The organism is Pseudomonas sp. B21-017 (assembly GCF_024749245.1).
In the GTDB taxonomy this organism is placed as follows: Bacteria; Pseudomonadota; Gammaproteobacteria; order Pseudomonadales; family Pseudomonadaceae; genus Aquipseudomonas.
In genome coordinates this window covers 5,279,579-5,304,839 of sequence record NZ_CP087194.1, presented here as the reverse complement: position 1 = coordinate 5,304,839, position 25,261 = coordinate 5,279,579, and the positions used below count along the sequence as shown (strand labels likewise).

The window sequence follows — 25,261 nt, the reverse complement described above, 5'->3', positions numbered from 1 at the left end:
GCTTTCCTGCGAAAAGCCCATTCAATAATAAAAAGGGAGTATGAACAGATGGCAACACGCGAAACCGGCAACGTGAAGTGGTTCAACGACGCCAAGGGTTATGGCTTCATTCAGCGCCAGGACGGGGTGGACGTGTTCGTGCATTACCGCGCGATCCGTGGCGAAGGGCATCGCTCGCTGACTGAAGGTCAGCAGGTTGAATATGCGGTGGTGGAAGGGCAGAAGGGGTTGCAGGCTGAGGATGTTGTAGGTCTGTAAAGCCTAAGATCAAAAGATCGCAGCCTTCGGCAGCTCCTACAGGGGGGCACAAAACTCTGTAGGAGCTGCCGAAGGCTGCGATCTTTTTCGTTTTACGCGGTTTTCCAGGTGATCTCTTCTTCACCATCGACGCTGATGCGAATCCAGCGATCCGCTGACTCTTCACCCTCTTCCTCGACCCAGCTACCCGGCGCACAACGCACTTCGACGTTGAGCGCGGCAAATGCGGCGCGGGCGCAGGCAATGTCGTCTTCCCACGGGGTCTGGTCGCTTTCCAGGTACAGGCTGTTCCATTTGCCGACGGCTTTGGGCAGCCAGGTGACCGGCACGTTGGCGGCCTTGCACTTGTAGGTCTGACCTTTCTGGACCCAGTCGGTGCAGGGGCCTAAAGCCGCGCCGAGCCAGGCCGCGATGGCTTTGTGATCGACGTCGGCGTCTTTCAGGTAAATCTCGATGTCCGGTTGGCGCATGGATGTCCTCACTGCGGGTCTGAAAAATCCATTCGCGGATTTAGCCGGCCTTGAGCCTTTACTCAAGACCAAAAATTAAAGTTGTTCTCTAACTACTACTGCAGAACGAAATAATCGTAGCGCATTGAAACGGTGACCTCGAACGGTTCCACTTGTTCAATGACTGCTGTCCGGCGTTCGGCACTGGCGCGCCAGCCGTGGGGTGTCATCGCCAAGAGGTTCGCGCGATCCTGACCATTGACCAGTGTCAGTTTGAATTCCAGGGTTTCGCTGTGTTGCAACGCCATGCCTTCCGGTACCAGCGCCAGGTGCTTGTCGTCGGTGTACTCGCGCACTTCGTCGTACAGCCGCTCACGCAATTCCATCAGATGGCCGCTGGTCGGCCCGACTTTCATCAAGCCGCCACCGGGGCTGAGCAGACGTTTGGCTTCTTCCCAGTCCAGCGGGCTGAACACGCTGGCCAGAAACTGGCAGCTGCCCGAGGCCAATGGCACCCGCGCCATGCTGGCGATCAACCAGGTCAGCGCAGGGTTGCGTTTGCAGGCGCGTTTGACCGCTTCCCGTGAAATGTCCAGGGCATAGCCATCGGCGTTGGGCAAGGCTTCGGCGATTTGCGCGGTGTAATACCCCTCGCCACAACCGATGTCCAGCCAGCGCTGCGGCGCATAACCGGCCGCCAGTTCCGCCAGACGCTTGGCCACCGGCGCGTAATGGCCGGCGTTCAGAAAGTCGCGACGGGCTTCGACCATCGCCTGGTTATCCCCAGGGTCACGGCTGTTCTTGTGCTGCACCGGCAGCAGGTTCAGGTAACCCTGTCGTGCGCGGTCGAAACGGTGCCCGGCGGGGCAGGCCACGCCGTTGTCCACCGCGTTCAGCGGTTCGCTGCAGATCGGACAGGCGAGCATCAGGCGAGCAACTTGATCAGGGTCTGGTAGTAGATTTCGGTCAGCACGTCGAGGTCGGCCGCCAGTACACGCTCGTTGACCTGGTGGATCGTCGCGTTGACCGGGCCCAGTTCAACCACTTGGGTGCCCATGGTCGCGATGAAGCGCCCATCTGAAGTGCCGCCGCTGGTGGAGGCTTTAGTGTCACGACCAGTGATGTCCTTGATGCTCGCCGACACCGCGTCGAGCAGCGCGCCCGGCTCGGTGAGGAACGGCAGGCCGGACAGCGCCCAGTCGATGTGCCAGTCCAGGCCATGCTTGTCGAGAATGTCGGCGACGCGCTTTTGCAGGCCTTCGACGGTGGACTCGGTGGAGAAGCGGAAGTTGAATACCGCCACCAGATCACCCGGAATCACGTTGGTCGCACCGGTGCCGGAATTGACGTTGGATATCTGGAAACTGGTCGGCGGGAAGAAATCGTTGCCGTGGTCCCAGTGCTCGGCGGCAAGTTCGGCGAGCGCCGGGGCGGCGAGGTGGATCGGGTTCTTCGCCAGGTGCGGATACGCCACGTGGCCCTGCACACCGCGCACGGTCAATTTGGCGCCGAGGGAGCCGCGACGGCCGTTCTTGACCACGTCACCCACCAGGGTCGTGCTCGACGGCTCGCCGACGATGCACCAGTCCAGACGTTCCTTGCGGGCGGCAAGGCGCTCGACCACAGCCTTGGTGCCGTGATGGGCCGGGCCTTCTTCGTCGCTGGTGATCAGGAACGCGACCTTGCCCTTGTGATCCGGATAGTCGGCGACGAAACGCTCGGCCGCCACGGTCATGGACGCAAGGCTGCCTTTCATGTCTGCCGCGCCACGGCCGCAGAGCATGCCGTGTTCGTCGATCACCGCGTTGAACGGATCGATCTGCCAGGCCGCCACCGGACCGGTCGGCACCACGTCGGTGTGACCGGCGAAGCACAGCACCGGACCGTCATGTTTGCCGTGGGTCGCCCAGAAGTTATCCACATCTTCGATGCGCATCGGCTCCAGCATAAAACCGGCATCGCCCAGGCGCTGCATCATCTGCTTCTGGCAATCGGCGTCGACCGGCGTCACGGATGGACGGCGGATCAGGTCGATGGCGAGTTGAAGTGTCGGCGAAAGGTCGGCGTGGGCCGTCATGTAAGAACTCCGAGGTGCGCACGGTAAACATGTAGGAGCTGCCGAAGCAGCTCCTACCGAGTTTGTTGGCATTGAAAAAGGCGATCATTCTAAAGCAAAACGGCGGCCCGAAGGCCGCCGTTTGACGTTATCTAATAACGGATTACGCCGGTACCGGCGCAGCTTCTACCGAAGGTTTGGGCAGCGACGACAGGAACGCCATGATCAGCGCCGCCAGGTACGGCAGCGACTGCACCAGCAACATGGTCACCCAGAAGCGCATGTCGTTGCTGGGTATACCCTGCACCAGGAAGATCCCCAGCGCCGCGCCCCACAGCAGCAGCATGATGAACAGCTCTTCGCGAGCCTCCGAAATCGCCACCCAGAAGCCGTGGTTATCGGCATTCTTCGGTGTGCGGAAGAACGGAATGCTGCTGGTGAAGAAACCGTACAGCACCGCTTTGGCGATGGTGTGCGATAACGCCAGCCCGGCCAGCGCGGCGCAGAAGGCGTCTTTCAGGTTGACCCCGACCGCGCGGCGGTACAGGAAGATGATCTTGCCCACCTTGAACACGAACAGCGCCAATGGCGGGATCGCGAAAATCAGCAGCGGTGGATCGACCCGTTGCGGCACGATGATCATCGCCGCCGACCACAACAGCGCGCCGACGGTGAAGAAGATGTTCATGCCGTCCGCCACCCACGGCAGCCAGCCCGCGAGGAAGTGGTAACGCTGGCCACGGGTCAGCTCGGTGTCCTTGCCGCGCAGCAGGCTGGCGGTGTGACGCTTGATGATCTGAATCGCGCCATAGGCCCAGCGGAAACGCTGTTTCTTGAAGTCGATAAAGGTATCGGGCATCAGGCCTTTGCCGTAGCTGGTGTGGTAGTACGCCGCCGACAGACCTTTTTCGAACACACGCAGGCCCAGTTCGGCGTCTTCACAGATACACCAGTCGGCCCAGCCCAGTTCCTCGAGCACCGAGCGCCGGGTCATGGTCATGGTGCCGTGCTGGATGATCGCGTCACGGTCGTTGCGGGTGACCATGCCGATGTGGAAGAAGCCTTTGTATTCCGCGTAGCAGAGCTTCTTGAAGGTGCTTTCGTTCTGGTCGCGGTAATCCTGTGGCGATTGCACCACGGCGATTTTCGGGTCGGCGAAGTGCGGCACCATGTGCTTGAGCCAGTTCGGGTCGACGCAGTAGTCCGAGTCGATCACCGCAATCACTTCGGCATCTTTGGCGGTATGGGGAATCAGGTAATTCAGTGCGCCACCCTTGAAGCCGGCCAACGGTGCGACGTGGAAGAACTTGAAGCGTGGGCCAAGAGTTTCGCAATAATCACGCACCGGTTCCCAGACCGCCGGGTCCTTGGTGTTGTTGTCGATGATCAGGACTTCGAAGTCCGGATAGTCGAGGTTGGCCAGCGCGTTGAGGGTCTGTTTGACCATCTCCGGCGGCTCGTTGTAGCAGGGCACGTGAATCGACACCTTCGGTCGGTAGTCTGATTCGCCCACCACGGGCAGGAATTCACGCCGGCGTTTGTGGGTCCAGACCGCTTCGGCCAGTTCATGGGCTTCCGTCAGCAGAACGATAAACACCCCAAGTGCACCGAGGGCGAGCAGGAAACCCACCGTCAAGCTGAACCAGGTGCTGTATTGCTGGCTGTAGTCGTAACCGATCCATACCAGCACCGAACCGCAGAGGAACGCGATAAAGGTCAGGAAGGTACGACCACGTTGGCGCAGGGCCGAGCCGTCGATCATCAGCAAGGTCAGGGATAGCAGGGCCAACACGGCAGAGCCGATCGCCAGCACACGCCATTGCGGGATCGCGACCACCGGGCCTTCGAAGTTGAATTTCTGCTGGCGTGCGGCGTTGAACACGCCCCAGTACGCGCCTACCGAGCCTTCGTCAGTGGCCTTCCACGGTTGGTCAAACGCTTCGATCACGAAGTAGTTGAAACCCTGGCGGTTAAGCTTGTTGACCAGTGTGCGCAAGTAAATGGCCTGGTCCGCCGGCGACGCATCGGCGCCACCGCGCATACGGCCGTTGCTCGGCCAGCCGACTTCGGAGAGCAGCAACGGTTTTTTCGGGAACATCTTTTTCAGGTCACGGGCGCGGTCGAGAACGAACTGGCCGGCCTTGTCCACAGGGATGAACTCCCAGTAGGGCAGAACGTGAGCTGCGATCAGGTCGACGTGCTTGGCCAGTTCCGGGTGTTCTTCCCAGACGTGCCACTGTTCGGAGGTGGTGACTGGAACCTTAACGGCTGCGCGCACGCGATCCAGGATCACGCTCAGCTCGGCAGCAGTGATTTCCTTGCGGAAGATCGCCTCGTTACCGACCACGACGCGAACCACGCTGCGGGAGGTGTTGGCCAGTTGGATGGCGCGCTGAATCTCGCGCTCGTTGCGCTCCTGATCCGGGCTGATCCAGATCCCCAGGGTCACCCGCAGGCCGAACTCTTCCGCCAGTTTGGGAATGTCCTCCAGCGTGCCGTCGACCGAGTAGGTCCGGATGTTGTCCGTCAGCTTGCTCATGATCTCCAGGTCGCGACGCATTTCATCGTCGGTCGGATACTGGTCTTTCTGCGGGTACTGGCCTTGTTGAAACGGCGAGTACGAGAAGCCGGAGATCTGTTCAGGCCAGTTGGGGGCGGAGACCGGGCGATTGACCAACGCCCAGAAACCGGTGAACAAGGCGGCGATTGCTAGAACCACTACCAGGTTGAGTCCAAATTTACGCGATGACATAGCTTTTTCGGGTTCCAAAGGCTGTGGAACGAAGGAACGGTTGGCGGCCGGCTGCCAGGTGGCAGGGGCGCGCATCCTACACTGGAGGTTCTCTGACCGTACAGCGAACAGGGAAACGCCCGACATTGGGCAATCCAGGTCGACTTAAGTTCTTTGACCAGAGCGTCGCAGTCCAATTCCGATCAATTTTTTGTCAATTAAAGCAGTCGACACCGCCGTTCATAGTGCAAAGATGCTCTTGGCCGCCGACAGCCCTATAATGCGCGCCGGTTTTTGGGGTAATGGTCATGAGTACAGAAGATCCGCGGTTTGCTGGTATCGCCCGCTTGTATGGCATTGAAGGCATGGCGCGCTTGCGCGCGGCCCATGTGGCGATCGTCGGCGTCGGTGGTGTCGGTTCCTGGGCGGCGGAAGCGGTTGCCCGGTGTGGCGTGGGCGAGATATCGCTGTTCGACCTGGACGACGTCTGCGTCAGCAACGTCAACCGTCAGCTGCATGCGCTGGACAGCACCGTCGGCAAGCCCAAGGTCGAGGTGATGGCCGAGCGCCTGCGCGGGATCAACCCGGACTGCACGGTGCATGCGGTGGCGGACTTCGTCACCCGCGAAACCATGGCCGAATACATCACGCCGAACATCGACTGCGTGATCGACTGCATCGACAGTGTCAACGCCAAGGCGGCGCTGATTGCCTGGTGCAAGCGGCGCAAGATCCAGATCATCACCACCGGCGGCGCGGGAGGGCAGATCGACCCGACGCTGATCCAGGTCTGCGATCTGAATCGCACGTTCAACGATCCGCTGGCGTCGAAAGTGCGCTCTACATTGCGCCGCGACTATGGCTTCTCCCGTACCGTGACCCGCCACTACAGCGTGCCGTGCGTGTTTTCCACCGAGCAACTGCGCTACCCGAAACCCGATGGCAGCATTTGCCTGCAGAAGAGTTTTGTCGGGGACGGCGTGAAGCTCGACTGCGCCGGGGGCTTTGGCGCGGTGATGATGGTGACGGCGACGTTTGGCATGGTCGCGGCGACCAAGGCTGTGGATAAGATTGTGGCGGGCGTGCGGCGTCCGGCGGATCGGATCAAACCTCAGGTTTAATGGTTGTGGTTCGATCGTTCCCACGCAGAGCGTGGGAACGATCAGTGCGCTAGCTCACGCATCCGCTGCAACACCGCATTCAAGCCATTGCTACGGGACTGGGACAACTGGCGACCCAGCCCCAGCTGACTGAACCAATCCGCCAAATCCACCTGTTGCAACTCAACTGCGGACAACCCGTTGACCCGCGCCAGCAGCAACGCCACCAACCCGCGAATCAATCGCGCATCGCTGCTGGCGCTGAATTGCCAGTGCCCGTCCTGCAACGTGCCGACCAGCCAGACCTGGCTTTCACAGCCATGCACGCGGTTGGCGTCGACTTTATCCACATCGCTCAGCGCAGGCAGACGGTCGCCCCACTGCATCAACAGCCGCGCCCGCTGTTCCCAGCTCGCCGCCTGCTGAAACGTGTCCAGCGCTGTAATGGCATCGACGGGCAAGGTCATCGCAACAACTCCAGGGCCTGATCCAGTGCTTCGAAAAAGCGCTCAAGGTCTTCGGAATTGTTGTACAGCGCCAACGACACCCGAATCGCCCCGGCCAGTTCAAAGCTTTTGAGCAACGGCATGGCGCAATGATGACCGGCGCGCACGGCGATGCCCTGTTCGGTCAGCAAATGCGCCAAATCAGAGTTATGCACACCCTCGACGACAAAACTGGCCAGCGCCAGCTGCGGTTTGCCCAGCAGGCGAATGCCGTTGCGCGCTTCCAGGCCTTTGAGCAGATAGTCATGCAGCGCCGCTTCGTGGGCGGACACGGCGTCTTGATCCAGCCCGGTCAAGTAGTCCAGCGTTGCGCCCAGACCGATCACACTGGCGATCGGCGGCGTACCGGCCTCGAACCCCAGCGGTGCGGACCGAAAGCGAGCATCGTGGTAGTTGGCGTCCAGCACCATTTCGCCGCCGAACTGCCAGGGGCGCAGCTGTTGCAGCGCTTCGTTGCGTCCGAACAGCACGCCCAGGCCATCGGGGCCATAGAGTTTGTGGCTGGAAAACACGTAGAAGTCGCAGCCCAGTGCCTGCACATCGTGCCGACCATGAACCACGCCTTGAGCGCCATCGACCACGGTCAGCGCGTTGTGTGCCTTGGCCATCGCCAACAGCGCGGGCAACGGTTGCCAGGCGCCCAGCACGTTGGACAGCTGGCTGACCGCCAGCAAACGGGTTCGCGGACCGATCAACTGCGCGGCGACATCCAGGTCGATCAAACCGTCGACATTCAGCGGCAGGATCACCAGCTTCAGGTCGCGACGGTGGGCCAGTTGCTGCCACGGCAACAGGTTGGCGTGATGCTCCAGAGCGCTGATGACAATTTCATCGCCTGGATTGAAAAGGTGTTCCAGGCCATAGGCCAGGAGGTTCAGCGCGGAAGTCGCACCGTGGGTAAAGATAATCTGTCCGCAATCGCCGGCATTGAGCCATTGTGCAACTTTGCGGCGGCTGTCCTCGAACGCCTGGGTGGCATGGGCGCCGGGCAAGTGTTGCGCCCGATGCACGTTGGCCGCGCCGTTGGCGTAGTAATGCGCCAGGGCATCCAGCAGGGCTTGAGGTTTTTGCGTGGTGGCGGCGTTGTCCAGATAGGTCTGGTCTTGCCGTTGCAGTGCGGCGATGGCCGGAAAATCGGCGCGCCAGGGAGAAGGAATCATCATGTTGTTCGGCCCTGGTGACATGGGCGGGTGTACGCCTGACCTTGCAGGAGCGAGCGATGCGGCGCTCCTACAAGGTGATCGTTTGACGCTCTGCTTAGTTGTGAGCGTGCAGCGCTTCGTTCAGTTCGATGGCCGACTTGTGGGTTTTGCACTCCACGGCACCGGTTTCCGAATTGCGACGGAACAACAGGTCAGGTTGACCGGCCAATTCACGGGCCTTGACCACTTTGACCAGCTGATTCTTTTCGTCGAGCAGCGCCACCTTGGTACCGGCTGTCACGTACAGGCCCGACTCAACGGTGTTGCGATCGCCCAACGGGATGCCGATACCGGCGTTGGCGCCGATCAGGCAGCCTTCGCCCACCTTGATCACGATGTTGCCGCCACCCGACAGGGTGCCCATGGTCGAGCAGCCGCCGCCCAGGTCCGAACCCTTGCCGACGAACACGCCAGCCGACACGCGGCCTTCGATCATGCCCGGGCCTTCGGTGCCAGCGTTGAAGTTAACGAAACCTTCGTGCATCACGGTGGTGCCTTCGCCCACGTAGGCGCCCAGACGAATACGTGCCGCGTCAGCGATACGCACGCCGGCCGGTACCACGTAGTCGGTCATTTTCGGGAACTTGTCCACCGAGAACACTTCCAGCAGCTCGCCGCGCAGGCGGGCTTCCAGTTGATGCTCAGCCAGTTCGGACAGGTCGATCGCACCCTGGCTGGTCCAGGCCACGTTTGGCAGCAGCGGGAAGATTCCGGCCAGGTTCAGGCCGTGCGGCTTGACCAGACGGTGGGACAGCAGGTGCAACTTGAGGTAAGCCTCAGGCGTGGAGCTCAGTTGAGCGTCTTCGGCCAGCAATGTGGCAACCAGCGGCTTGTGGCTCTCGGCCAGACGAGTCAGCAAGGCAGCCTGAGCTGCGTCGACGCCTTTGAGCGCTTCAGCCAGTTGCGAAGCCTGCGTCGTGCTGAAGGCGATGGCCTGATTGCCGTCGGTGTAGTCCAGGATCGGGGCAATGGCCGCGACCAGTTCGGCTGAAGGGTTGAGCAGTGGCTGCGCGTAAAACACTTCCAGCCATGCGCCTTGACGGTTTTGAGTGCCGACACCAAAGGCCAGGCTGAACAGGGTAGTGGACATGTTGATACCTCTAACAAAATGGAACGGGCTGCCTTACTTGAGTGCGGCCGCGTAGATATCTGGCTTGAAGCCAATCAGGGTTCTGTCACCGAGATCGAGCACCGGGCGCTTGATCATCGAGGGTTGTGCGAGCATCAGTTCGATGGCTTTCGGCTGGTCGAGATCGGCTTTGCGTTCGTCGTCGAGCTTGCGAAAGGTCGTGCCTGCACGGTTCAACACCACTTGCCAGCCGTGCTCCTCGCACCATTGGGTCAGGTGTTCACGGTCGATTCCGACCGCTTTGTAATCATGGAAGTCATAGCCGACAGCGTGTTCATCGAGCCAGGTGCGCGCCTTTTTCATGGTGTCGCAGGCTTTGATGCCGAAAAGGTGCAACGTTTTGCTTGAAACGGTCAAGGAATTGCCCCCTTTGCAGGTGCTGAAAATAAAAGGTGACGGATTATGCCATGACCGGACGGTTTCGCGTCGGCTGTGGTCGGGTTTGTCTGTTTGAAGTGTTCAACGATTTGGCGAGAAGCGCAGGCGGTGGCGTTTCGGATGGGGTTGTTGGAGCTCTACAGCCTGAGTTGGCATCTGCTCGGTGATGGTTTTTGGCGATGTTTTTTGGTGAGGGGGGGCTGAAAAGATTGCAGGCAACTTGATATGCGAAGTGCCCGCGCCAGATTGCCTGGCACGGGCATTCAGGGGTTACTTGTGGCGGGTAATGAAGGCGCGAATCCGTTCAGCCGCCTCAACGCACTCCGCCAGTGGCGCGACCAGCGCCATCCGCACACGCCCGGCTCCCGGGTTGACGCCATCTACTTCACGGGACAGGTAGGAGCCTGGTACTACGGTCACGTGTTCCTCGGCAAACAGATCCCGGCAGAACGCCGCGTCGTCGCCATTTACGTTTGGCCACAGATAGAAACCGCCATCCGGGCGCTGCACATCCATCACCGGGCTGAGGATTTCCAATACCGCATCGTATTTCTCACGGTACAGCGCACGGTTGGCCCGCACATGCACTTCGTCGTTCCACGCGGCAACGCTGGCCAGTTGCGTTTGAACCGGCATCGCACAGCCGTGGTAAGTGCGATACAGCAGGAACCCCTTGAGGATGTCTGCATCGCCGGCCACAAAGCCCGAACGCAGGCCTGGCAGGTTGGAACGCTTGGACAGGCTATGAAACACCACGCAACGCTTGAAATCTTTGCGGCCTAGTTCAACGCAGGCGCTGAGCAGGCCGGGTGGTGGGGTCTGTTCATCGAAGTACAGTTCGCTGTAGCACTCGTCAGCGGCGATCACGAAATCGTATTCGTCGGCCAAGGCGATCAGTTTTTTCAGGGTTTCAACCGGGATCAACGCGCCGGTCGGGTTGCCCGGCGAGCACAGGAACAGGATCTGGCAACGCTTCCAGATGTCTGGCGAAACAGCGTCGAAATCCGGGTTGAAGCCGTTTTCGTCAAGGCATGGCAGGTAATGCGGCTTGGCTCCGGCCAGGAACGCCGCGCCTTCGTAGATCTGATAGAACGGGTTCGGGCTGACCACCAGCGCGTCTTCACCACGGTTGACCACGGTCTGGGTGAATGCGAACAACGCTTCGCGGGTGCCGTTGACCGGCAGCACGTTGCGCGCGGGGTCGAGCCAACCATTTGGAACGCTGAAACGGCGTTCGCACCATGCGGCGATCGCTTCACGCAGGGCCGGGATGCCGAGGGTGGTCGGGTATACGGCCATCTGATCCAGATTGCTTGCCAAGGCTTCGGCGACAAAGCTTGGCGAGCGATGCTTCGGTTCGCCGATGGACAACGCGATGGCGCGTTTGTCCGGGTTTGGCGTGACGCTGCCGAGCAGGGCGCGGAGCTTTTCGAACGGGTAGGGCTGCAACTGGTTCAGAGCGTTGTTCATGGGGGCCTCGTTCAATATGGGAGCGGGCCTGTGTGGCGAGGGAGCTTGCTCCCGTTGGACTGCGCAGCAGTCGCAAGCTTTTGGGGTCGCTTCGCGACCCAGCGGGAGCAAGCTCCCTCGCCACACAAGCCCGCTCCCACAGGGGGATTGGGTTGATTCAGATGCTGATGCGCGAATGTTTGATATCGGGTTCCTGGTTGACGCTCAGCTGTTTGACGATTGCATCCTGCAAGCGGCTGCACAGCAAGGGGTCGGACAGCGGCTGATTGTTGGCGTCGGTGATGAAGAACACGTCTTCCACGCGCTCGCCCAAGGTGGCGATCTTGGCGTTCTGCAGCGACAGGTCGAACTCGAGGAAGATCGTGCCGATCCGCGCCAGTAACCCAGGACGGTCGGGTGCGCTGAGTTCCAGCACGGTCACCGGACGCTGGGCATCGTTGTGGATTGTCACCTGTGGCGCAAAGGTAAAATGTTTGAGCTGACGCGGCACCCGACGCTGGATAATCGTTGGGTAGTTGTCCGGATTGCGCAGGGCTTCGGTCAGGCCTTCGCGGATCTGCTTGACCCGCGCCGGGTTGTCGCCGATCGAGTCGCCATCGGTGTCGAGCACGATATAGGTGTCGAGGGTGAACTGGCTGCTGGAGGTGATGACCCGGGCGTCGTGAATGTTCAGGTTGAGCTGGTCCATCGCCGCTACGGTCACGGCGAAGAAGTCGTGCTGGTCCGGCGCATAAATGAAGATCTGCGTACCGCCCTCGAACTCGCGCTGGGTGGTTTCCTTGATCAGCACCAGCGGGCCGCCGTCGGCCGGCTGCTGCAAGATTGCATCAGTGTGCCAGGCCACGTCGCCGGCGGTGTGACGCAGGAAGTAGTCATCGCCCAGTTGTGCCCACAACTGCTCGACGTCGTCCGGGTCGGTGCCGCCGCGTACCAGAATGTCCAGCGCTGCGCTTTGGGTCTGGCGGATCTGTTCTTCGCGATCCACCGGGTTTTCCAGGCCGCGACGCAAGGCGCGCTTGGTCTCGGTGTAGAGCTGGCGCAACAGGCTCGCGCGCCAGGAGTTCCATAGCGTCGGGTTGGTCGCGTTGATGTCGGCCACGGTCAGCACATACAGATAATCGAGGCGGGTTTCATCGCCGACAATCTGCGCGAAATCGTGGATCACATGCGGGTCGGACAAGTCCTTGCGCTGGGCGGTGGTCGACATCACCAGGTGGTTTTGCACCAGCCAGACGATCAGGCGGCTGTCCCAGATCGGCAACTGATGGCGCTGACAAAAGGCTTCGGCGTCCACTGCGCCGATTTCCGAGTGGTCGCCATGCCGGCCCTTGCCGATGTCGTGGTACAGGCCGGCCAGGTAAATCAACTCCGGCTTGGGCAGTTTGGCCATGAGCTTGCTGGCCAGCGGGAATTTTTCCGACACCTGGGTGTACTGCAACTTACGCAGGTGCTTGATCAGGTTCAGGGTGTGCGCGTCGACCGTATAGATGTGGAACAGGTCGTGCTGCATCTGCCCGACAATAAAGCCGAACTCTGGCAGATAACGCCCAAGGATCCCGTAACGGTTCATCCGCCGCAGGTTGCGGTGGATACCGATCTTGCACTTGAACAATTCGATGAACAGGCTGGTATTGCGAATATCGTTGCGGAAGTCGTCGTCGATCAAATGACGGTTCTCGCGCAGCAGGCGGATGGTGTCGGCGCGTACGCCTTTGATCTCCGGCTGCTGGGCCATCAGCACGAAGATTTCGAGCATGGCGAACGGCGTGCGGCGGAACACATTGTTGTTGCGCGCCTCGATGTAGCCGTCGTGCAGCTGGAATCGCGAGTTGATCGGCTGGGGCGGTGCTTCGTCTTCGGGGGCCAGGATCACTTCTTCGAAGTGCTGGATGATCAAGTCGCTGAGCTGGGCAATGCTCATGACCACCCGGTAGTACTGCTGCATGAAGTTTTCGATGGCGTGCTTGGCGTCATTGCCGACGAAACCCAGCAACCCGGCAATCGTGCGCTGGTGATCGAACAGCAGGCGGTCTTCGGCGCGGCCGGCGAGCATGTGCAGCGCATAACGCACTTTCCACAGGAATTCCTGGGACGAAGCCAGCAGGGCGTTCTCGCTCTCCACCAGGAAACCTTCGCCGGCCAGGGCCCGCAGATTGAGGGTGCCGTACTCACGACGGGCAACCCACAGAATCGTCTGGATATCCCGCAGGCCACCGGGCGAGCCCTTGACGTTGGGTTCCAGGTTGTACTCGGTGTCGTTGTACTTGTGGTGACGGGCTTTCTGTTCGGCGCGCTTGGCCAGGAAGAACTCCTTGCTGGGCCACATGTGTTCTGTGCTGGTCACGTCCAGCATGCGCTGGCGCAGGCGCTCGGGACCGGCAATGGTGCGGCTTTCCATCAGGTTGGTGATCACCGTCAGGTCGGCGCGGGCTTCCTCGGCGCATTCGTCAACCGAGCGAACGCTCTGGCCGACTTCCAGGCCGATGTCCCACAGCAACGTCAGAAAACGCTCGATTGAATCACGGAAAATTTCGTGGTCGGCGCCGCCCAGCAGGATCAGCAGGTCGATGTCAGAGTAGGGGTGCAACTCGCCACGACCGTAGCCGCCGACCGCGACCAGCGCGATGTCGGCTTCGAAGTTCCAGTTGAATTGCTCCCAGGCCTTTTGCAGGATGTTATCGACGAACCAGGCACGATCCTCGATCAGCCGGCGAATCTCCCGGCCGCTGCGAAACCGCTCGTCGAGCACTTCGCGGGCCTGACGGATCGCCTTCTTGAAAGCAGCGATAGGGCTTGCCTTCAGGGCCAGTTCAGCCTGGAACTGGCCGCGGTCGAAGAGTTCGGGATCCACCTGCGGCATCGATTGGCTTTCCTTTCTATAAGGCTGGGAACGGCGCGGGCGGGATCAGGCCGAAACGCGCGGGATGGTATCGTCGCTGCGCAGGGTGAAGATCTCGTAGCCGGTATCGGTCACCAGCAGAGTGTGTTCCCATTGCGCCGACAGCTTGCGGTCCTTGGTGATCGCGGTCCAGCCATCGCCCAGCACCTTGGTGTCGGCCTTGCCCTGGTTGATCATCGGCTCGATGGTGAAGGTCATGCCGGCTTTCAGTTCCATGCCGGTGCCGGCGCGGCCGTAGTGCAGGATCTGCGGTTCTTCGTGGAACACCTTGCCGATGCCGTGGCCGCAGAACTCGCGAACCACCGAGAAACCGTTCTTTTCCGCGTGCTTCTGGATCACTTCACCGATATCGCCCAGGCGGCAGCCGGGTTTGACCAGTTCGATGGCCTTGTACATGCATTCCTGTGTCACTTGGGACAGACGCTCGGCCCAGACTGGCACGGTGCCGACGTGGAACATGCGGCTGGTATCGCCGTGGTAGCCGTCCTTGATCACTGTGACGTCGATGTTCAGCGTGTCGCCATCCTTCAACGGCTTCTCGTTCGGGATGCCGTGGCAGACCACGTGGTTGATCGAGGTGCAGATCGACTTCGGAAAGCCCTTGTAGTTGAGCGGGGCAGGAATGGCTTTCTGCTCGTTGACGATGTAGTCGTGGCAGATGCGGTCCAGCTCTTCGGTGGTAACGCCCGGCTTGACATAATCGGCAATCATTTCCAGCACATCGGCGGCCAATTTGCCGGCGATCCGCATTTTTGCGATGTCCTCTGGGGTTTTGAGGGTGACGGTCATACAGGCTCTCTCTGCGCTCAATGGCGCCTTCTAAAACGAAATGGGCATTGCGCGAACGATCGTCGCGGCCCTGAAAAACGCAATTCTACCAGACGATCAGGGCAAATCTGAGCTTCTGTGCATCGCTTCTCTCTATAGGATGGCGCATTCTTGGGGGATTCCAAGGGCGGGATCAAAAGCATTCGCCAGGTTTTCAGAATGCGGGTTCCGTTTTTTCCGGCCTTGTGATATAAAATGCGCCGCTTTCCGGGGTACCCTGAAAAGCTTAAATCCACACACGTGTCGACACGATGACCTGGGTGCCTTCAGCTGATGCTGCTGGTTGGTCATTGGGATACGTGGAGGCCAAACCCGACTTATTAAGGAACTATCATGTCCCAAGTCAACATGCGCGATATGCTGAAGGCCGGTGTGCACTTCGGTCACCAAACCCGTTACTGGAATCCGAAAATGGGTAAGTACATTTTCGGCGCGCGTAACAAGATTCACATCATCAACCTTGAAAAAACCCTGCCAATGTTCAACGAAGCTCTGACTTTCGTAGAGCGTCTGGCCCAGGGCAAAAACAAGATTCTGTTCGTCGGCACCAAGCGTTCCGCTGGCAAGATCGTTGCTGAAGAAGCAGCACGTTGCGGTTCGCCGTACGTCGATCACCGCTGGTTGGGCGGCATGCTGACCAACTTCAAAACCATCCGTGCTTCCATCAAGCGTCTGCGTGACCTTGAAGTGCAAGCTGAAGACGGTACTTTCGCCAAGCTGACCAAGAAAGAAGCGCTGATGCGCACTCGCGATCTTGAGAAGCTGGATCGTTCCCTGGGTGGTATCAAGGACATGGGCGGTCTGCCAGACGCTCTGTTCGTTATCGACGTTGATCACGAGCGCATCGCGATCACCGAAGCCAACAAGCTGGGCATCCCGGTTATCGGCGTAGTCGATACCAACAGCAGCCCGGAAGGCGTTGACTACATCATCCCAGGCAACGATGACGCAATCCGCGCTATCCAGCTGTACATGGGTTCGATGGCTGACGCTGTTATCCGTGGTCGCAACAATGTTGCTGGCGGCACTGTAGAATTCGTAGCTGAAGAAACTCAGGCTGCAGCTGAGTAATTGACGCCCTGGCGTTGACTCAGTAAGCAAAAAGGGGGCTTGGCCCCCTTTTTGCCACCTCGAAAACCATTTGTCGGCGCCCACTGCTTTATCTGTAACGTGCGGCAGCTAACAAGGGTGGTTCGGGAAGAATTGATCGCCCGTTCGATCGGGTGGAATGGTTGAAAACCTATCCAAGAGGAATTTGAAAATGGCAGAGATTACTGCAGCGTTGGTCAAAGAACTGCGCGAGCGTACCGGCGAAGGCATGATGGACTGCAAAAAAGCCTTGACCAAGGCTGGCGGCGACATCGAAAAAGCCATTGATGACATGCGCGCTTCGGGCGCCATCAAGGCTGCCAAGAAAGCCGGCAACGTTGCCGCTGAAGGCGCAATCGCTCTCAAGGAAGACGGTAAATCCGCCGTTCTGCTGGAAGTGAACTCGCAGACCGACTTCCTGGCTCTGCAGGACGACTTCAAGGCATTTGTTGCTGCCAGCATTGAAAAAGCGTTCGCTGACAAACTGACCGATGCTGCTCCGCTGATCGAAGCGCGTGAAGCTGATCGTCTGGTTCTGGTTGGCAAGGTTGGCGAAAACGTCAACATTCGTCGCCTGGCTCGCGTTGAAGGCGATGTTGTTGGTGGCTACCTGCACGGCAACAAGATTGGTGTTGCGGTTGTTCTCAAGGGCGGCGACGTTGAGCTGGCCAAAGACATCGCTATGCACGTAGCGGCTACCAACCCTGAATTCCTGCTGCCGTCGGAAGTTTCCGCTGAAGCGATCGAGCGCGAGAAAGGCGTGTTCCTGACCCTCAACGCTGACAAGATTGCCGGCAAGCCAGAAAACATCGTTGAAAACATGGTCAAAGGCCGTATCAGCAAGTTCCTGGCTGAAGCGAGCCTGGTTGAGCAGGCGTTCGTCAAGAACCCTGAAATCAAGGTCGGCGACCTGGCCAAGAAAGCCGGTGCTGAAATCGTTTCTTTCACCTACTTCAAAGTAGGCGAAGGCATCGAGAAGCCAGTAGACAACTTCGCAGAAGAAGTTGCTGCCCAGCTGGCTGCCAGCAAGCAATAAGACGGTTTTTTAACTGTCGCCCTGAAGAGGCTGCCCGCTTACGCGCGCAGCCTCTTTTCAGATGGGGTTGCCAATTTTATTTGGTTTCCTTTTGGAACTGGCTTACAAAGCCATGTTCCGATGGCGCTGAAGCAGCGCCAAGCTAGAGTGAACGCCAGCTGTAAACAGCTCGCAAAGAATTTTTAAAATACGCCGCAGGAGAGATTCGCAATGGCTCAGCAGGGCAGTGGTTATCAGGCTCGCTATAAACGCATTCTACTCAAGCTTAGCGGCGAGGCCCTGATGGGCTCGGAAGAGTTCGGGATCGATCCGAAAGTTCTGGATCGCATGGCACTGGAAGTTGGCCAACTGGTTGGCATCGGTGTTCAGGTCGGTCTGGTGATCGGCGGGGGTAACCTGTTCCGTGGCGCAGCGCTCAGCGCCGCCGGCATGGATCGGGTCACTGGCGACCACATGGGCATGCTGGCCACTGTGATGAACGCCCTGGCGATGCGCGATGCGCTGGAACGTGCCAATATCTCGGCCATCGTGATGTCGGCCATTTCCATGGTTGGCGTGACCGATCACTATGATCGCCGCAAAGCCATGCGCCACCTGAACTCCAAGGAAGTCGTGATTTTCGCGGCCGGTACTGGCAATCCGTTCTTTACAACGGACTCGGCTGCCTGCCTGCGCGCAATCGAAATCGATGCCGATGTGGTGCTCAAGGCAACGAAGGTTGATGGCGTCTACACCGCTGACCCGTTCAAAGACCCGCATGCCGAGAAGTTCGATCATCTGACCTACGATGAAGTGCTGGATCGCAAGCTGGGTGTGATGGATCTGACGGCCATTTGCCTGTGCCGCGACCACAAGATGCCGCTGCGCGTGTTTAATATGAACAAACCCGGTGCCCTGTTGAATATCGTACATGGCGGTGCTGAAGGAACCCTGATCGAGGAAGTTCAACAATGATCAACGAAATCAAGAAAGACGCTAAAGAGCGCATGCAGAAATCCGTAGAATCGCTGGCGCACAACTTCGGGCGTATCCGTACCGGCCAGGCGCACCCAAGCATTCTGGAAGGTGTGATGGTTCCGTACTACGGCGCCGACACTCCGATCAAGCAAGTGGCGAACATTACCGTTAAAGACGCCCGTACCCTGCAAGTCGTTGCCTTTGAGCGCAACATGCTGGGCGCGGTCGACAAGGCTATCGGTAGCGCTGGCCTGAATCTCAACCCGACCAACCTGGGTGAGTTGCTGCTGATCTCCATGCCGGCCCTGACCGAAGAAACCCGCCGGGGCTTCACCAAGCAGGCTCGTGATGTCGCTGAGGATGCCCGTGTTGCCGTGCGCAACATCCGTCGCGATGCAAACAGCTCGCTGAAGGACCTGGTCAAGGAAAAGGAAATCAGCGAAGACGAAGAGCGTCGTGCCACTGGCGAGATCGACGATCTGACCAAGAAATTCGTGGCTGAAATCGACGCTAAGTTGGCGGAGAAAGAAAAAGACCTGATGGCCGTATAAGGGTCGAGTTTCAAATGGACAAGACCAAGCAGACTGCGCCGTCCGCGGTGCCGCGCCATGTCGCGATCATCATGGATGGTAATAATCGTTGGGCGAAAAAACGCTTTATGCCGGGTGTCGCCGGGCATAAAGCGGGTGTGGATGCTGTTCGTGCGGTCATCGAGGTGTGTGCGGAGTCCGGGGTTGAGGTATTGACCCTGTTTGCGTTCTCCAGTGAGAACTGGCAACGCCCGGCCGATGAGGTCAGTGCCTTGATGGATCTGTTCTTCAGGGCGCTGCGTCGCGAGGCCAAGCGCCTGAACGACAACAACATCAGTTTGCGCATCATCGGCGACCGTTCGCGTTTTCATCCGGAGCTTCAAGCTGCCATGCGTGAAGCCGAGGCTATGACTGCCGGCGTCAATCGCTTTATCCTGCAGATCGCCGCCAACTACGGTGGACAGTGGGACATCGCGCAAGCTGCGCAACGTCTGGCGCGCGAAGTTCAGGCCGGGCATCTGCGCCCTGAAGACATCACTCCCGAGCTGTTGCAAACCTGTCTGGCGACCGGCGATCTGCCGTTGCCGGACTTGTGCATCCGTACCGGTGGCGAGCATCGCATCAGTAACTTCCTGCTGTGGCAACTGGCTTACGCCGAGTTGTACTTCTCCGACCTGTTCTGGCCGGACTTCAAACACGACGCCATGCGCAATGCGCTGGCTGATTTCGCTTCTCGCCAGCGTCGCTTCGGTAAAACGAGCGAGCAGGTCGAGTCTGGAGCCCGGGTTTAATGCTTAAACAACGAATCATCACGGCACTGATTCTGCTGCCGATTGCCCTGTGCGGGTTTTTCCTGCTTGAAGGGTCCGGTTTTGCGCTGTTTATCGGGCTGGTGGTGACGCTGGGGGCATGGGAATGGGCGCGCCTGGCAGGTTTTGCTGGCCAGGCGATCCGTGTTGCTTTTGCAGCTGTGGTCGCGTTGATGCTGTTTGTCATGCATATCCTGCCGGGGCTCGCGCCTTGGGTGCTGGGCGCCTCGGTGCTCTGGTGGGGCGTGGCCACCTATCTGGTGCTGACTTATCCACGGTCCAGCGAACACTGGGCCAGCGCTGCCTGCAAGCTGGCGATCGGTTTGTTGATTCTGTTGCCGGCCTGGCAAGGTCTGATCCTGATCAAGCAGGAACCCTTGGGCAACTGGCTGATCATGGCCGTGATGGTGCTGGTCTGGGGCGCCGATATCGGTGCGTACTTTTCCGGCCGAGCCTTCGGCAAGCGCAAGCTTGCACCACAAGTCAGCCCTGGCAAGAGCTGGGAAGGCGTGTACGGCGGCTTGCTGCTGAGCCTGGTGATCACGGCAATCGTCGGTTTTGCGCGGGACTGGAGTTTCGCTCAGATGCTGATGGGCCTGTTCGGTGCCGCGATCATCGTGTTCATTTCGGTGGTGGGCGACCTCACCGAAAGTATGTTCAAGCGCCAGTCGGGGATCAAGGACAGCAGTAATCTGCTGCCGGGGCACGGCGGTGTGCTGGACCGCATCGACAGTCTGACAGCGGCGATTCCGGTGTTCGCCGTGCTGCTGTGGATGGCGGCATCGTGAGTCGCCCACAACAGATTACCGTGTTGGGGGCGACCGGCTCGATTGGTCTGAGCACTCTGGACGTCATCGCCCGTCACCCCGAACGCTATCAGGTATTCGCCTTGAGCGGTTTCACTCGTTTGAGTGAGCTGCTGGCGCTGTGCGTGCGTCATACGCCGCGTTTCGCGGTCGTGCCGGAATCTGGCGCTGCCCGAGGCTTGCAGGACGAATTGCATGCGGCTGGCCTGTCGACCCGTGTTCTGGTGGGAGAGGAGGGCTTGTGTCAGATCGCCTCGGATCCGGAAGTCGATGCGGTAATGGCGGCGATCGTCGGGGCGGCGGGTTTGCGTCCGACCCTGGCGGCGGTCGAGGCCGGCAAAAAGATTCTTTTGGCCAATAAAGAAGCGCTGGTGATGTCCGGTGCGCTGTTCATGCAGGCCGTGCGTAAAAGCGGTTCGGTACTGCTGCCTATCGACAGCGAACACAACGCGATTTTCCAGTGCATGCCGCAGGACTTCTCTCGTGGTTTGGGCGCGGTCGGTGTACGCCGGATTCTACTGACAGCCTCTGGTGGCCCGTTCCGGCAGACGCCCCTGGCCGAACTGGCGCATGTTACCCCCGAGCAAGCGTGTGCTCACCCGAATTGGTCCATGGGGCGCAAGATTTCGGTGGATTCGGCCAGCATGATGAACAAAGGGCTCGAGCTGATCGAGGCCTGCTGGCTGTTCGACGCTACGCCCTCTCAGGTCGAAGTGGTGATTCACCCGCAAAGCGTGATTCATTCGCTGGTCGACTATGTCGATGGTTCGGTGTTGGCGCAGCTGGGTAATCCGGATATGCGCACACCAATTGCCAATGCCCTGGCGTGGCCGGAGCGGATCGACTCGGGCGTTGCGCCGTTGGATCTGTTCGCCATCGCTCGCCTGGATTTCCAGGCGCCCGATGAAGAGCGCTTCCCTTGCCTGCGCCTTGCGCGTCAAGCCGCCGAGGCAGGTAACAGCGCGCCGGCCATGCTCAATGCCGCGAATGAAGTGGCTGTGGCGGCCTTTCTCGACGGACGGGTTCGCTATCTGGAAATCGCGAGTATTATCGAGGAAGTATTGAACCTCGAGCCTGTGGTTGCGGTTGATGATCTCGAGGCAGTGTTTACGGCCGATGCGAAAGCACGGGTACTGGCCGGGCAATGGTTGAGTCGTCACGGCCGATAAGTGCTGCAATACGTTGGCCCATGCAGCACCGATAGGATTGCGGAGAAAGTAGATGAGCGCGCTCTATATGATTGTCGGCACCCTGGTAGCGCTGGGCGTGCTGGTCACCTTCCACGAATTCGGCCATTTCTGGGTCGCACGTCGCTGTGGGGTCAAAGTGCTGCGTTTCTCCGTGGGCTTCGGCATGCCGCTGCTGCGCTGGCACGACAGCAAAGGCACTGAATTCGTGGTTGCCGCCATCCCGCTGGGTGGCTACGTGAAAATGCTCGACGAGCGCGAAGGTGAGGTGCCGGCCGATCAGCTCGATCACGCCTTCAATCGCAAGTCCGTCCGTCAGCGCGTTGCTATCGTGGCAGCCGGTCCGATTGCCAACTTTCTATTGGCGATGGTGTTTTTCTGGGCATTGGCAATGCTGGGCAGCGAGCAGGTGCGTCCGGTTATCGGCGCGGTCGAATCCGGCAGTATCGCCTCCAGGGCAGGTTTGAGTCCGGGGCAGGAAATTATTGCCATCGATGGCGAGCCCACTTCCGGCTGGGCTGCGGTGAACCTGCAACTGGTCCGCCGCCTGGGCGAGAGCGGTTCCCTGCAAGTGCTGGTCCGCGACCAGGGCTCCACCGTGGATTCGCCTCGTGAGCTGGTGCTGGACAAGTGGCTCAAGGGGGCTAACGAGCCGGATCCTATTCACTCGCTGGGTATTCGCCCCTGGCGTCCGGCATTGCCGCCGGTGCTGGCCGAAATTGATCCGAAAGGGCCGGCGAAGGCTGCGGGTTTGAAGGCTGGAGACCGCCTGTTGACCTTTGATGGCAAGGCACTGGATGACTGGCAGCAAGTAGTCGACATCGTCCGTTTGCATCCGGATACCAAAATCATGCTGCGCGTTGAGCGCGACGGTGCTCAAATCGACGTCCCTGTGACGCTGGCCGCGCGCGGCGAGAGCAAGGCACCCACTGGCTATCTGGGCGCAGGGGTGAAAGCGGTCGATTGGCCACCAGAGATGATTCGCGAAGTCAGTTACGGTCCGGTGGCCGCGATTGGGGAGGGTGCCCGACGCACCTGGACCATGAGCGTACTGACCCTCGACTCGCTCAAGAAAATGTTGTTCGGCGAGCTCTCGGTAAAAAACTTGAGTGGACCGATAACCATTGCTAAAGTGGCGGGCGCTTCTGCCCAGTCGGGCATCGCTGATTTCCTGAATTTCCTTGCTTATCTGAGTATTAGCCTGGGTGTTCTGAATTTGCTGCCCATTCCTGTACTGGATGGGGGGCATTTGTTGTTTTATCTGATCGAGTGGGCGCGTGGTCGTCCCTTGTCGGATCGGGTGCAAGGTTGGGGGATACAGATCGGTATCAGTTTGGTGGTCGGGGTGATGTTGCTTGCTCTGGTCAATGATCTGGGTCGACTGTAACGCTTCGCTGAATTGCGAATCTGCCGCATTTTGCGGCAGTTTTTATTGCCAGTTGGAATAAGAAAGGACTTCATGAAACGTCTGCTGCTAACTGCGGTTCTCACCGTATTGATGATCGCCGAAGTTCACGCCGAGTCCTTCACTATCTCTGATATTCGCGTCAATGGCCTCCAGCGGGTCTCCGCGGGTAGTGTCTTTGGTGCCTTGCCGTTGAACGTCGGCGAGCAGGCGGATGATCGTCGCCTGGTGGAATCCACTCGTGCGCTGTTCAAAACCGGGTTCTTTCAAGATATCCAGCTGGGCCGTGAAGGCAACGTCCTGGTCATTACTGTAGTCGAGCGTCCGTCGGTCGCCAGTATCGAGATCGAAGGCAACAAGGCGATCTCCACTGAAGACCTGATGAAGGGCCTCAAACAGTCCGGTCTGGCCGAAGGCGAGATCTTCCAGCGCGCGACCCTCGAAGGTGTGCGTAACGAGCTGCAGCGTCAATACGTCGCTCAGGGCCGCTACTCGGCTACCGTCGACACCGAAGTGGTGCCGCAGCCGCGTAACCGCGTTGCCCTGAAGGTCAACATCAACGAAGGTACCGTAGCGGCGATCCAGCACATCAACGTGGTGGGCAACACTGTCTTTCCTGATGAAGACCTGATCGACCTGTTCGAACTCAAGACCAGCAACTGGCTGTCGTTCTTCAAGAACGATGACAAGTACGCTCGTGAAAAACTCTCCGGTGACCTGGAGCGTCTGCGTTCCTATTACCTGGACCGTGGCTATATCAATATGGATATCGCTTCGACCCAGGTGTCCATCACCCCGGACAAGAAACACGTCTATATCACCGTCAACGTCAACGAAGGCGAGAAGTACACCGTTCGTGACGTGAAACTCAGCGGCGACCTGAAAGTGCCTGAAGACCAGGTCAAGTCCCTGCTGCTGGTTCAGAAAGGCCAGGTGTTCTCGCGCAAGCTGATGACCACCACCTCCGAACTGATTACCCGCCGCCTGGGTAACGAGGGTTACACCTTCGCTAACGTCAACGGCGTGCCTCAGCCTCACGATGAAGACCACACGGTCGATATCACGTTCGCTGTCGATCCGGGCAAGCGTGCTTACGTGAACCGCATCAACTTCCGTGGCAACACCAAGTCCGAAGACGAAGTGCTGCGCCGTGAAATGCGTCAGATGGAAGGCGGCTGGGCTTCGACCTACCTGATCGACCAATCCAAGACTCGCCTGGAACGTCTGGGCTTCTTCAAGGAAGTCAACGTCGAGACGCCGGCCGTGCCGGGTGTCGATGATCAGGTTGACGTGAACTACAGCGTTGAAGAGCAGGCTTCCGGTTCGATTACCGCCAGCGTTGGTTTCGCCCAGAGCGCCGGTCTGATCCTTGGTGGTTCGATCACTCAGAACAACTTCCTGGGTACCGGTAACAAGGTCAGCATCGGCTTGACTCGCAGTCAGTATCAAAGCCGTTATAACTTCGGTTATGTCGACCCCTACTGGACAGCTGACGGTGTGAGCCTGGGTTACAACGCTTTCTATCGTACGACCGACTACAAAGACCTCGATGTCAACGTAGCCAGCTACGCCGTAGACAGCCTGGGCGCAGGTGTCAACGTTGGTTATCCGATCAGCGAGACTTCGCGTCTGACGTTTGGTTTGTCTGCACAACAAGACAAGATCAAGACGGGTCTTTACACCGTCGACGAAATCTTCGACTTCGTTAACAAGGAAGGTGATCAGTACCTCAACTTCAAGGCATCGGCCGGTTGGTCTGAATCCACCTTGAACAAAGGGGTACTGGCGACCCGTGGTCACTCCCAGAGCTTGACTGCGGAAGCCACGACACCGGGCAGCGACTTGTCGTTCTTCAAGCTCGATTATCGCGGTCAATTGTTCCAGCCGTTGTCTGAAAACTACACCATGCGCCTCCACACCGAGTTGGGCTATGGCGATGGTTATGGTTCGACCGACGGCTTGCCGTTCTATGAAAACTATTACGCCGGTGGTTTCAACTCGGTTCGTGGCTTCAAGGACAGCACCCTGGGGCCTCGTAGTACGCCGAGCCGGGGCGTGAACCCGGGCACCGCAACCGACCCGGACCAGGATCCACTGCCGTTTGGTGGTAACGTCCTGATTCAGGGTGGTGTAGAAGTTCTATTCCCTATGCCGTTCGTGAAAGATCAGCGTTCCTTGCGCACTTCGGTATTCTGGGACGTGGGTAACGTGTTCGATTCGACTTGCAAGCAGAGCACCAACGCCGATGGTTCCAAGTCCAACACTCAGTGTAACGACGTCAGCCTGAGCAACATGGCCAGTTCGGTGGGTGTCGGTGTGACATGGGTTACCGCCCTTGGTCCGTTGAGCTTCGCCTTGGCGATGCCAGTCAAAAAACCGGACAGCAATGCCGAGACTCAAGTGTTCCAATTCTCCCTCGGCCAGACGTTCTAAGCG

General features: G+C 59.2%; 22 protein-coding genes. 11 read left to right on the top strand and 11 right to left on the bottom strand.

All coding sequences use genetic code 11. The features are described from left to right. Positions 1-48: 48 nt before the first annotated feature. Positions 49-258, top strand: coding sequence for a cold shock domain-containing protein (locus tag LOY28_RS24050; RefSeq protein WP_007940478.1), 210 nt, complete (start codon positions 49-51; stop codon positions 256-258). Positions 259-350: 92 nt separating this feature from the next. Here LOY28_RS24050 and LOY28_RS24045 read toward each other — a convergent pair whose 3' ends face one another. From LOY28_RS24045 to LOY28_RS24030, 4 genes are all read right to left on the bottom strand, one after another. Then, a complete protein-coding gene (locus LOY28_RS24045; protein WP_258612642.1) occupies positions 351-728 on the bottom strand; it encodes a hypothetical protein in 378 nt (125 codons plus the stop codon). A gap of 95 nt (positions 729-823) precedes the next feature. Continuing rightward, on the bottom strand, positions 824-1,633 hold the full coding sequence (locus LOY28_RS24040; RefSeq protein WP_018927030.1) for a putative RNA methyltransferase: 810 nt from the start codon (positions 1,631-1,633) through the stop codon (positions 824-826). Continuing rightward, positions 1,633-2,784: a succinyl-diaminopimelate desuccinylase gene (dapE, locus tag LOY28_RS24035; protein ID WP_028939204.1), complete on the bottom strand. Its 1,152-nt coding sequence runs from the start codon at positions 2,782-2,784 to the stop codon at positions 1,633-1,635. The genes LOY28_RS24040 and dapE overlap by 1 nt, the downstream gene beginning before the upstream one ends. Before the next feature lie 142 nt (positions 2,785-2,926). After that, positions 2,927-5,515 carry a glycosyltransferase gene (locus LOY28_RS24030; RefSeq protein WP_064621348.1) on the bottom strand — a complete coding sequence of 863 codons (2,589 nt, stop codon included), beginning with the start codon at positions 5,513-5,515 and terminating at the stop codon, positions 2,927-2,929. A gap of 287 nt (positions 5,516-5,802) precedes the next feature. On the opposite strand from LOY28_RS24030, the gene tcdA reads away from it, so the two are divergent. Then, positions 5,803-6,615 (top strand): tRNA cyclic N6-threonylcarbamoyladenosine(37) synthase TcdA, encoded by an 813-nt coding sequence (gene tcdA / locus LOY28_RS24025; RefSeq protein WP_408981025.1) that lies wholly within the window; start codon positions 5,803-5,805, stop codon positions 6,613-6,615. Between the two features lie 41 nt (positions 6,616-6,656). Here tcdA and LOY28_RS24020 read toward each other — a convergent pair whose 3' ends face one another. The 7 genes from LOY28_RS24020 to map all read right to left on the bottom strand — a co-directional run bounded on the left by LOY28_RS24020 (position 6,657) and on the right by map (position 14,967). Beyond that, positions 6,657-7,061, bottom strand: coding sequence for a SufE family protein (locus tag LOY28_RS24020; protein ID WP_064620073.1), 405 nt, complete (start codon positions 7,059-7,061; stop codon positions 6,657-6,659). Beyond that, positions 7,058-8,263: an aminotransferase class V-fold PLP-dependent enzyme gene (locus LOY28_RS24015; protein WP_064621347.1), complete on the bottom strand. Its 1,206-nt coding sequence runs from the start codon at positions 8,261-8,263 to the stop codon at positions 7,058-7,060. Before LOY28_RS24015 ends, LOY28_RS24020 begins: the two co-directional genes overlap by 4 nt. Before the next feature lie 94 nt (positions 8,264-8,357). Continuing rightward, a complete protein-coding gene (dapD, locus tag LOY28_RS24010; RefSeq protein ID WP_258612640.1) occupies positions 8,358-9,392 on the bottom strand; it encodes a 2,3,4,5-tetrahydropyridine-2,6-dicarboxylate N-succinyltransferase in 1,035 nt (344 codons plus the stop codon). A 33-nt stretch (positions 9,393-9,425) separates the two neighbouring features. After that, complete coding sequence (locus tag LOY28_RS24005) at positions 9,426-9,788, bottom strand: ArsC family reductase (RefSeq protein ID WP_064620065.1); 363 nt, start codon at positions 9,786-9,788, stop codon at positions 9,426-9,428. A 291-nt stretch (positions 9,789-10,079) separates the two neighbouring features. Then, positions 10,080-11,279 carry a succinyldiaminopimelate transaminase gene (gene dapC, locus LOY28_RS24000; protein WP_258612639.1) on the bottom strand — a complete coding sequence of 400 codons (1,200 nt, stop codon included), beginning with the start codon at positions 11,277-11,279 and terminating at the stop codon, positions 10,080-10,082. A 157-nt stretch (positions 11,280-11,436) separates the two neighbouring features. Then, positions 11,437-14,139, bottom strand: coding sequence for a [protein-PII] uridylyltransferase (locus LOY28_RS23995; protein WP_018927021.1), 2,703 nt, complete (start codon positions 14,137-14,139; stop codon positions 11,437-11,439). A 45-nt stretch (positions 14,140-14,184) separates the two neighbouring features. After that, entirely contained in the window at positions 14,185-14,967 is a 783-nt protein-coding gene (gene map / locus LOY28_RS23990; RefSeq protein ID WP_018927020.1) for a type I methionyl aminopeptidase, read from the bottom strand. Positions 14,968-15,339: 372 nt separating this feature from the next. Between map and rpsB the strand changes: the two genes are divergently transcribed. The 9 genes from rpsB to bamA all read left to right on the top strand — a co-directional run bounded on the left by rpsB (position 15,340) and on the right by bamA (position 25,258). Continuing rightward, positions 15,340-16,077, top strand: coding sequence for a 30S ribosomal protein S2 (gene rpsB / locus LOY28_RS23985; RefSeq protein WP_018927019.1), 738 nt, complete (start codon positions 15,340-15,342; stop codon positions 16,075-16,077). 190 nt (positions 16,078-16,267) lie between these two features. Beyond that, complete coding sequence (gene tsf, locus LOY28_RS23980) at positions 16,268-17,131, top strand: translation elongation factor Ts (RefSeq protein WP_018927018.1); 864 nt, start codon at positions 16,268-16,270, stop codon at positions 17,129-17,131. 210 nt (positions 17,132-17,341) lie between these two features. Beyond that, on the top strand, positions 17,342-18,085 hold the full coding sequence (pyrH, locus tag LOY28_RS23975; protein WP_003198235.1) for a UMP kinase: 744 nt from the start codon (positions 17,342-17,344) through the stop codon (positions 18,083-18,085). After that, the gene (frr, locus tag LOY28_RS23970; protein WP_007940501.1) at positions 18,082-18,639 is read left to right on the top strand and encodes a ribosome recycling factor; all 558 of its coding nucleotides are present in this window, start codon (positions 18,082-18,084) and stop codon (positions 18,637-18,639) included. Before pyrH ends, frr begins: the two co-directional genes overlap by 4 nt. 14 nt (positions 18,640-18,653) lie before the next feature. After that, positions 18,654-19,409: a polyprenyl diphosphate synthase gene (gene uppS / locus LOY28_RS23965; protein WP_018927017.1), complete on the top strand. Its 756-nt coding sequence runs from the start codon at positions 18,654-18,656 to the stop codon at positions 19,407-19,409. Beyond that, on the top strand, positions 19,409-20,215 hold the full coding sequence (locus tag LOY28_RS23960; protein WP_018927016.1) for a phosphatidate cytidylyltransferase: 807 nt from the start codon (positions 19,409-19,411) through the stop codon (positions 20,213-20,215). The genes uppS and LOY28_RS23960 overlap by 1 nt, the downstream gene beginning before the upstream one ends. Continuing rightward, positions 20,212-21,402 (top strand): 1-deoxy-D-xylulose-5-phosphate reductoisomerase, encoded by a 1,191-nt coding sequence (gene ispC / locus LOY28_RS23955; protein WP_018927015.1) that lies wholly within the window; start codon positions 20,212-20,214, stop codon positions 21,400-21,402. Before LOY28_RS23960 ends, ispC begins: the two co-directional genes overlap by 4 nt. A gap of 52 nt (positions 21,403-21,454) precedes the next feature. After that, positions 21,455-22,807, top strand: coding sequence for a sigma E protease regulator RseP (rseP, locus tag LOY28_RS23950; protein ID WP_018927014.1), 1,353 nt, complete (start codon positions 21,455-21,457; stop codon positions 22,805-22,807). Between the two features lie 72 nt (positions 22,808-22,879). Next, positions 22,880-25,258 carry an outer membrane protein assembly factor BamA gene (bamA, locus tag LOY28_RS23945; protein WP_018927013.1) on the top strand — a complete coding sequence of 793 codons (2,379 nt, stop codon included), beginning with the start codon at positions 22,880-22,882 and terminating at the stop codon, positions 25,256-25,258. Positions 25,259-25,261 lie beyond the last annotated feature (3 nt).

Bases quoted from the DNA above. Each gene is read 5' to 3' on its own strand.
- tsf (WP_018927018.1), top strand. From the start codon at position 16,268: ATGGCAGAGATTACTGCAGCGTTGGTCAAAGAACTGCGCGAGCGTACC.
- LOY28_RS23995 (WP_018927021.1), bottom strand. From the start codon at position 14,139: ATGCCGCAGGTGGATCCCGAACTCTTCGACCGCGGCCAGTTCCAGGCT.
- LOY28_RS24040 (WP_018927030.1), bottom strand. From the start codon at position 1,633: ATGCTCGCCTGTCCGATCTGCAGCGAACCGCTGAACGCGGTGGACAAC.
- tcdA (WP_408981025.1), top strand. From the start codon at position 5,803: ATGAGTACAGAAGATCCGCGGTTTGCTGGTATCGCCCGCTTGTATGGC.
- LOY28_RS24050 (WP_007940478.1), top strand. From the start codon at position 49: ATGGCAACACGCGAAACCGGCAACGTGAAGTGGTTCAACGACGCCAAG.
- LOY28_RS24020 (WP_064620073.1), bottom strand. From the start codon at position 7,061: ATGACCTTGCCCGTCGATGCCATTACAGCGCTGGACACGTTTCAGCAG.
- dapD (WP_258612640.1), bottom strand. From the start codon at position 9,392: ATGTCCACTACCCTGTTCAGCCTGGCCTTTGGTGTCGGCACTCAAAAC.
- LOY28_RS24015 (WP_064621347.1), bottom strand. From the start codon at position 8,263: ATGATGATTCCTTCTCCCTGGCGCGCCGATTTTCCGGCCATCGCCGCA.
- LOY28_RS24030 (WP_064621348.1), bottom strand. From the start codon at position 5,515: ATGTCATCGCGTAAATTTGGACTCAACCTGGTAGTGGTTCTAGCAATC.
- pyrH (WP_003198235.1), top strand. From the start codon at position 17,342: ATGGCTCAGCAGGGCAGTGGTTATCAGGCTCGCTATAAACGCATTCTA.
- LOY28_RS24045 (WP_258612642.1), bottom strand. From the start codon at position 728: ATGCGCCAACCGGACATCGAGATTTACCTGAAAGACGCCGACGTCGAT.
- uppS (WP_018927017.1), top strand. From the start codon at position 18,654: ATGGACAAGACCAAGCAGACTGCGCCGTCCGCGGTGCCGCGCCATGTC.
- rseP (WP_018927014.1), top strand. From the start codon at position 21,455: ATGAGCGCGCTCTATATGATTGTCGGCACCCTGGTAGCGCTGGGCGTG.
- map (WP_018927020.1), bottom strand. From the start codon at position 14,967: ATGACCGTCACCCTCAAAACCCCAGAGGACATCGCAAAAATGCGGATC.
- dapE (WP_028939204.1), bottom strand. From the start codon at position 2,784: ATGACGGCCCACGCCGACCTTTCGCCGACACTTCAACTCGCCATCGAC.
- bamA (WP_018927013.1), top strand. From the start codon at position 22,880: ATGAAACGTCTGCTGCTAACTGCGGTTCTCACCGTATTGATGATCGCC.
- LOY28_RS23960 (WP_018927016.1), top strand. From the start codon at position 19,409: ATGCTTAAACAACGAATCATCACGGCACTGATTCTGCTGCCGATTGCC.
- rpsB (WP_018927019.1), top strand. From the start codon at position 15,340: ATGTCCCAAGTCAACATGCGCGATATGCTGAAGGCCGGTGTGCACTTC.
- frr (WP_007940501.1), top strand. From the start codon at position 18,082: ATGATCAACGAAATCAAGAAAGACGCTAAAGAGCGCATGCAGAAATCC.
- dapC (WP_258612639.1), bottom strand. From the start codon at position 11,279: ATGAACAACGCTCTGAACCAGTTGCAGCCCTACCCGTTCGAAAAGCTC.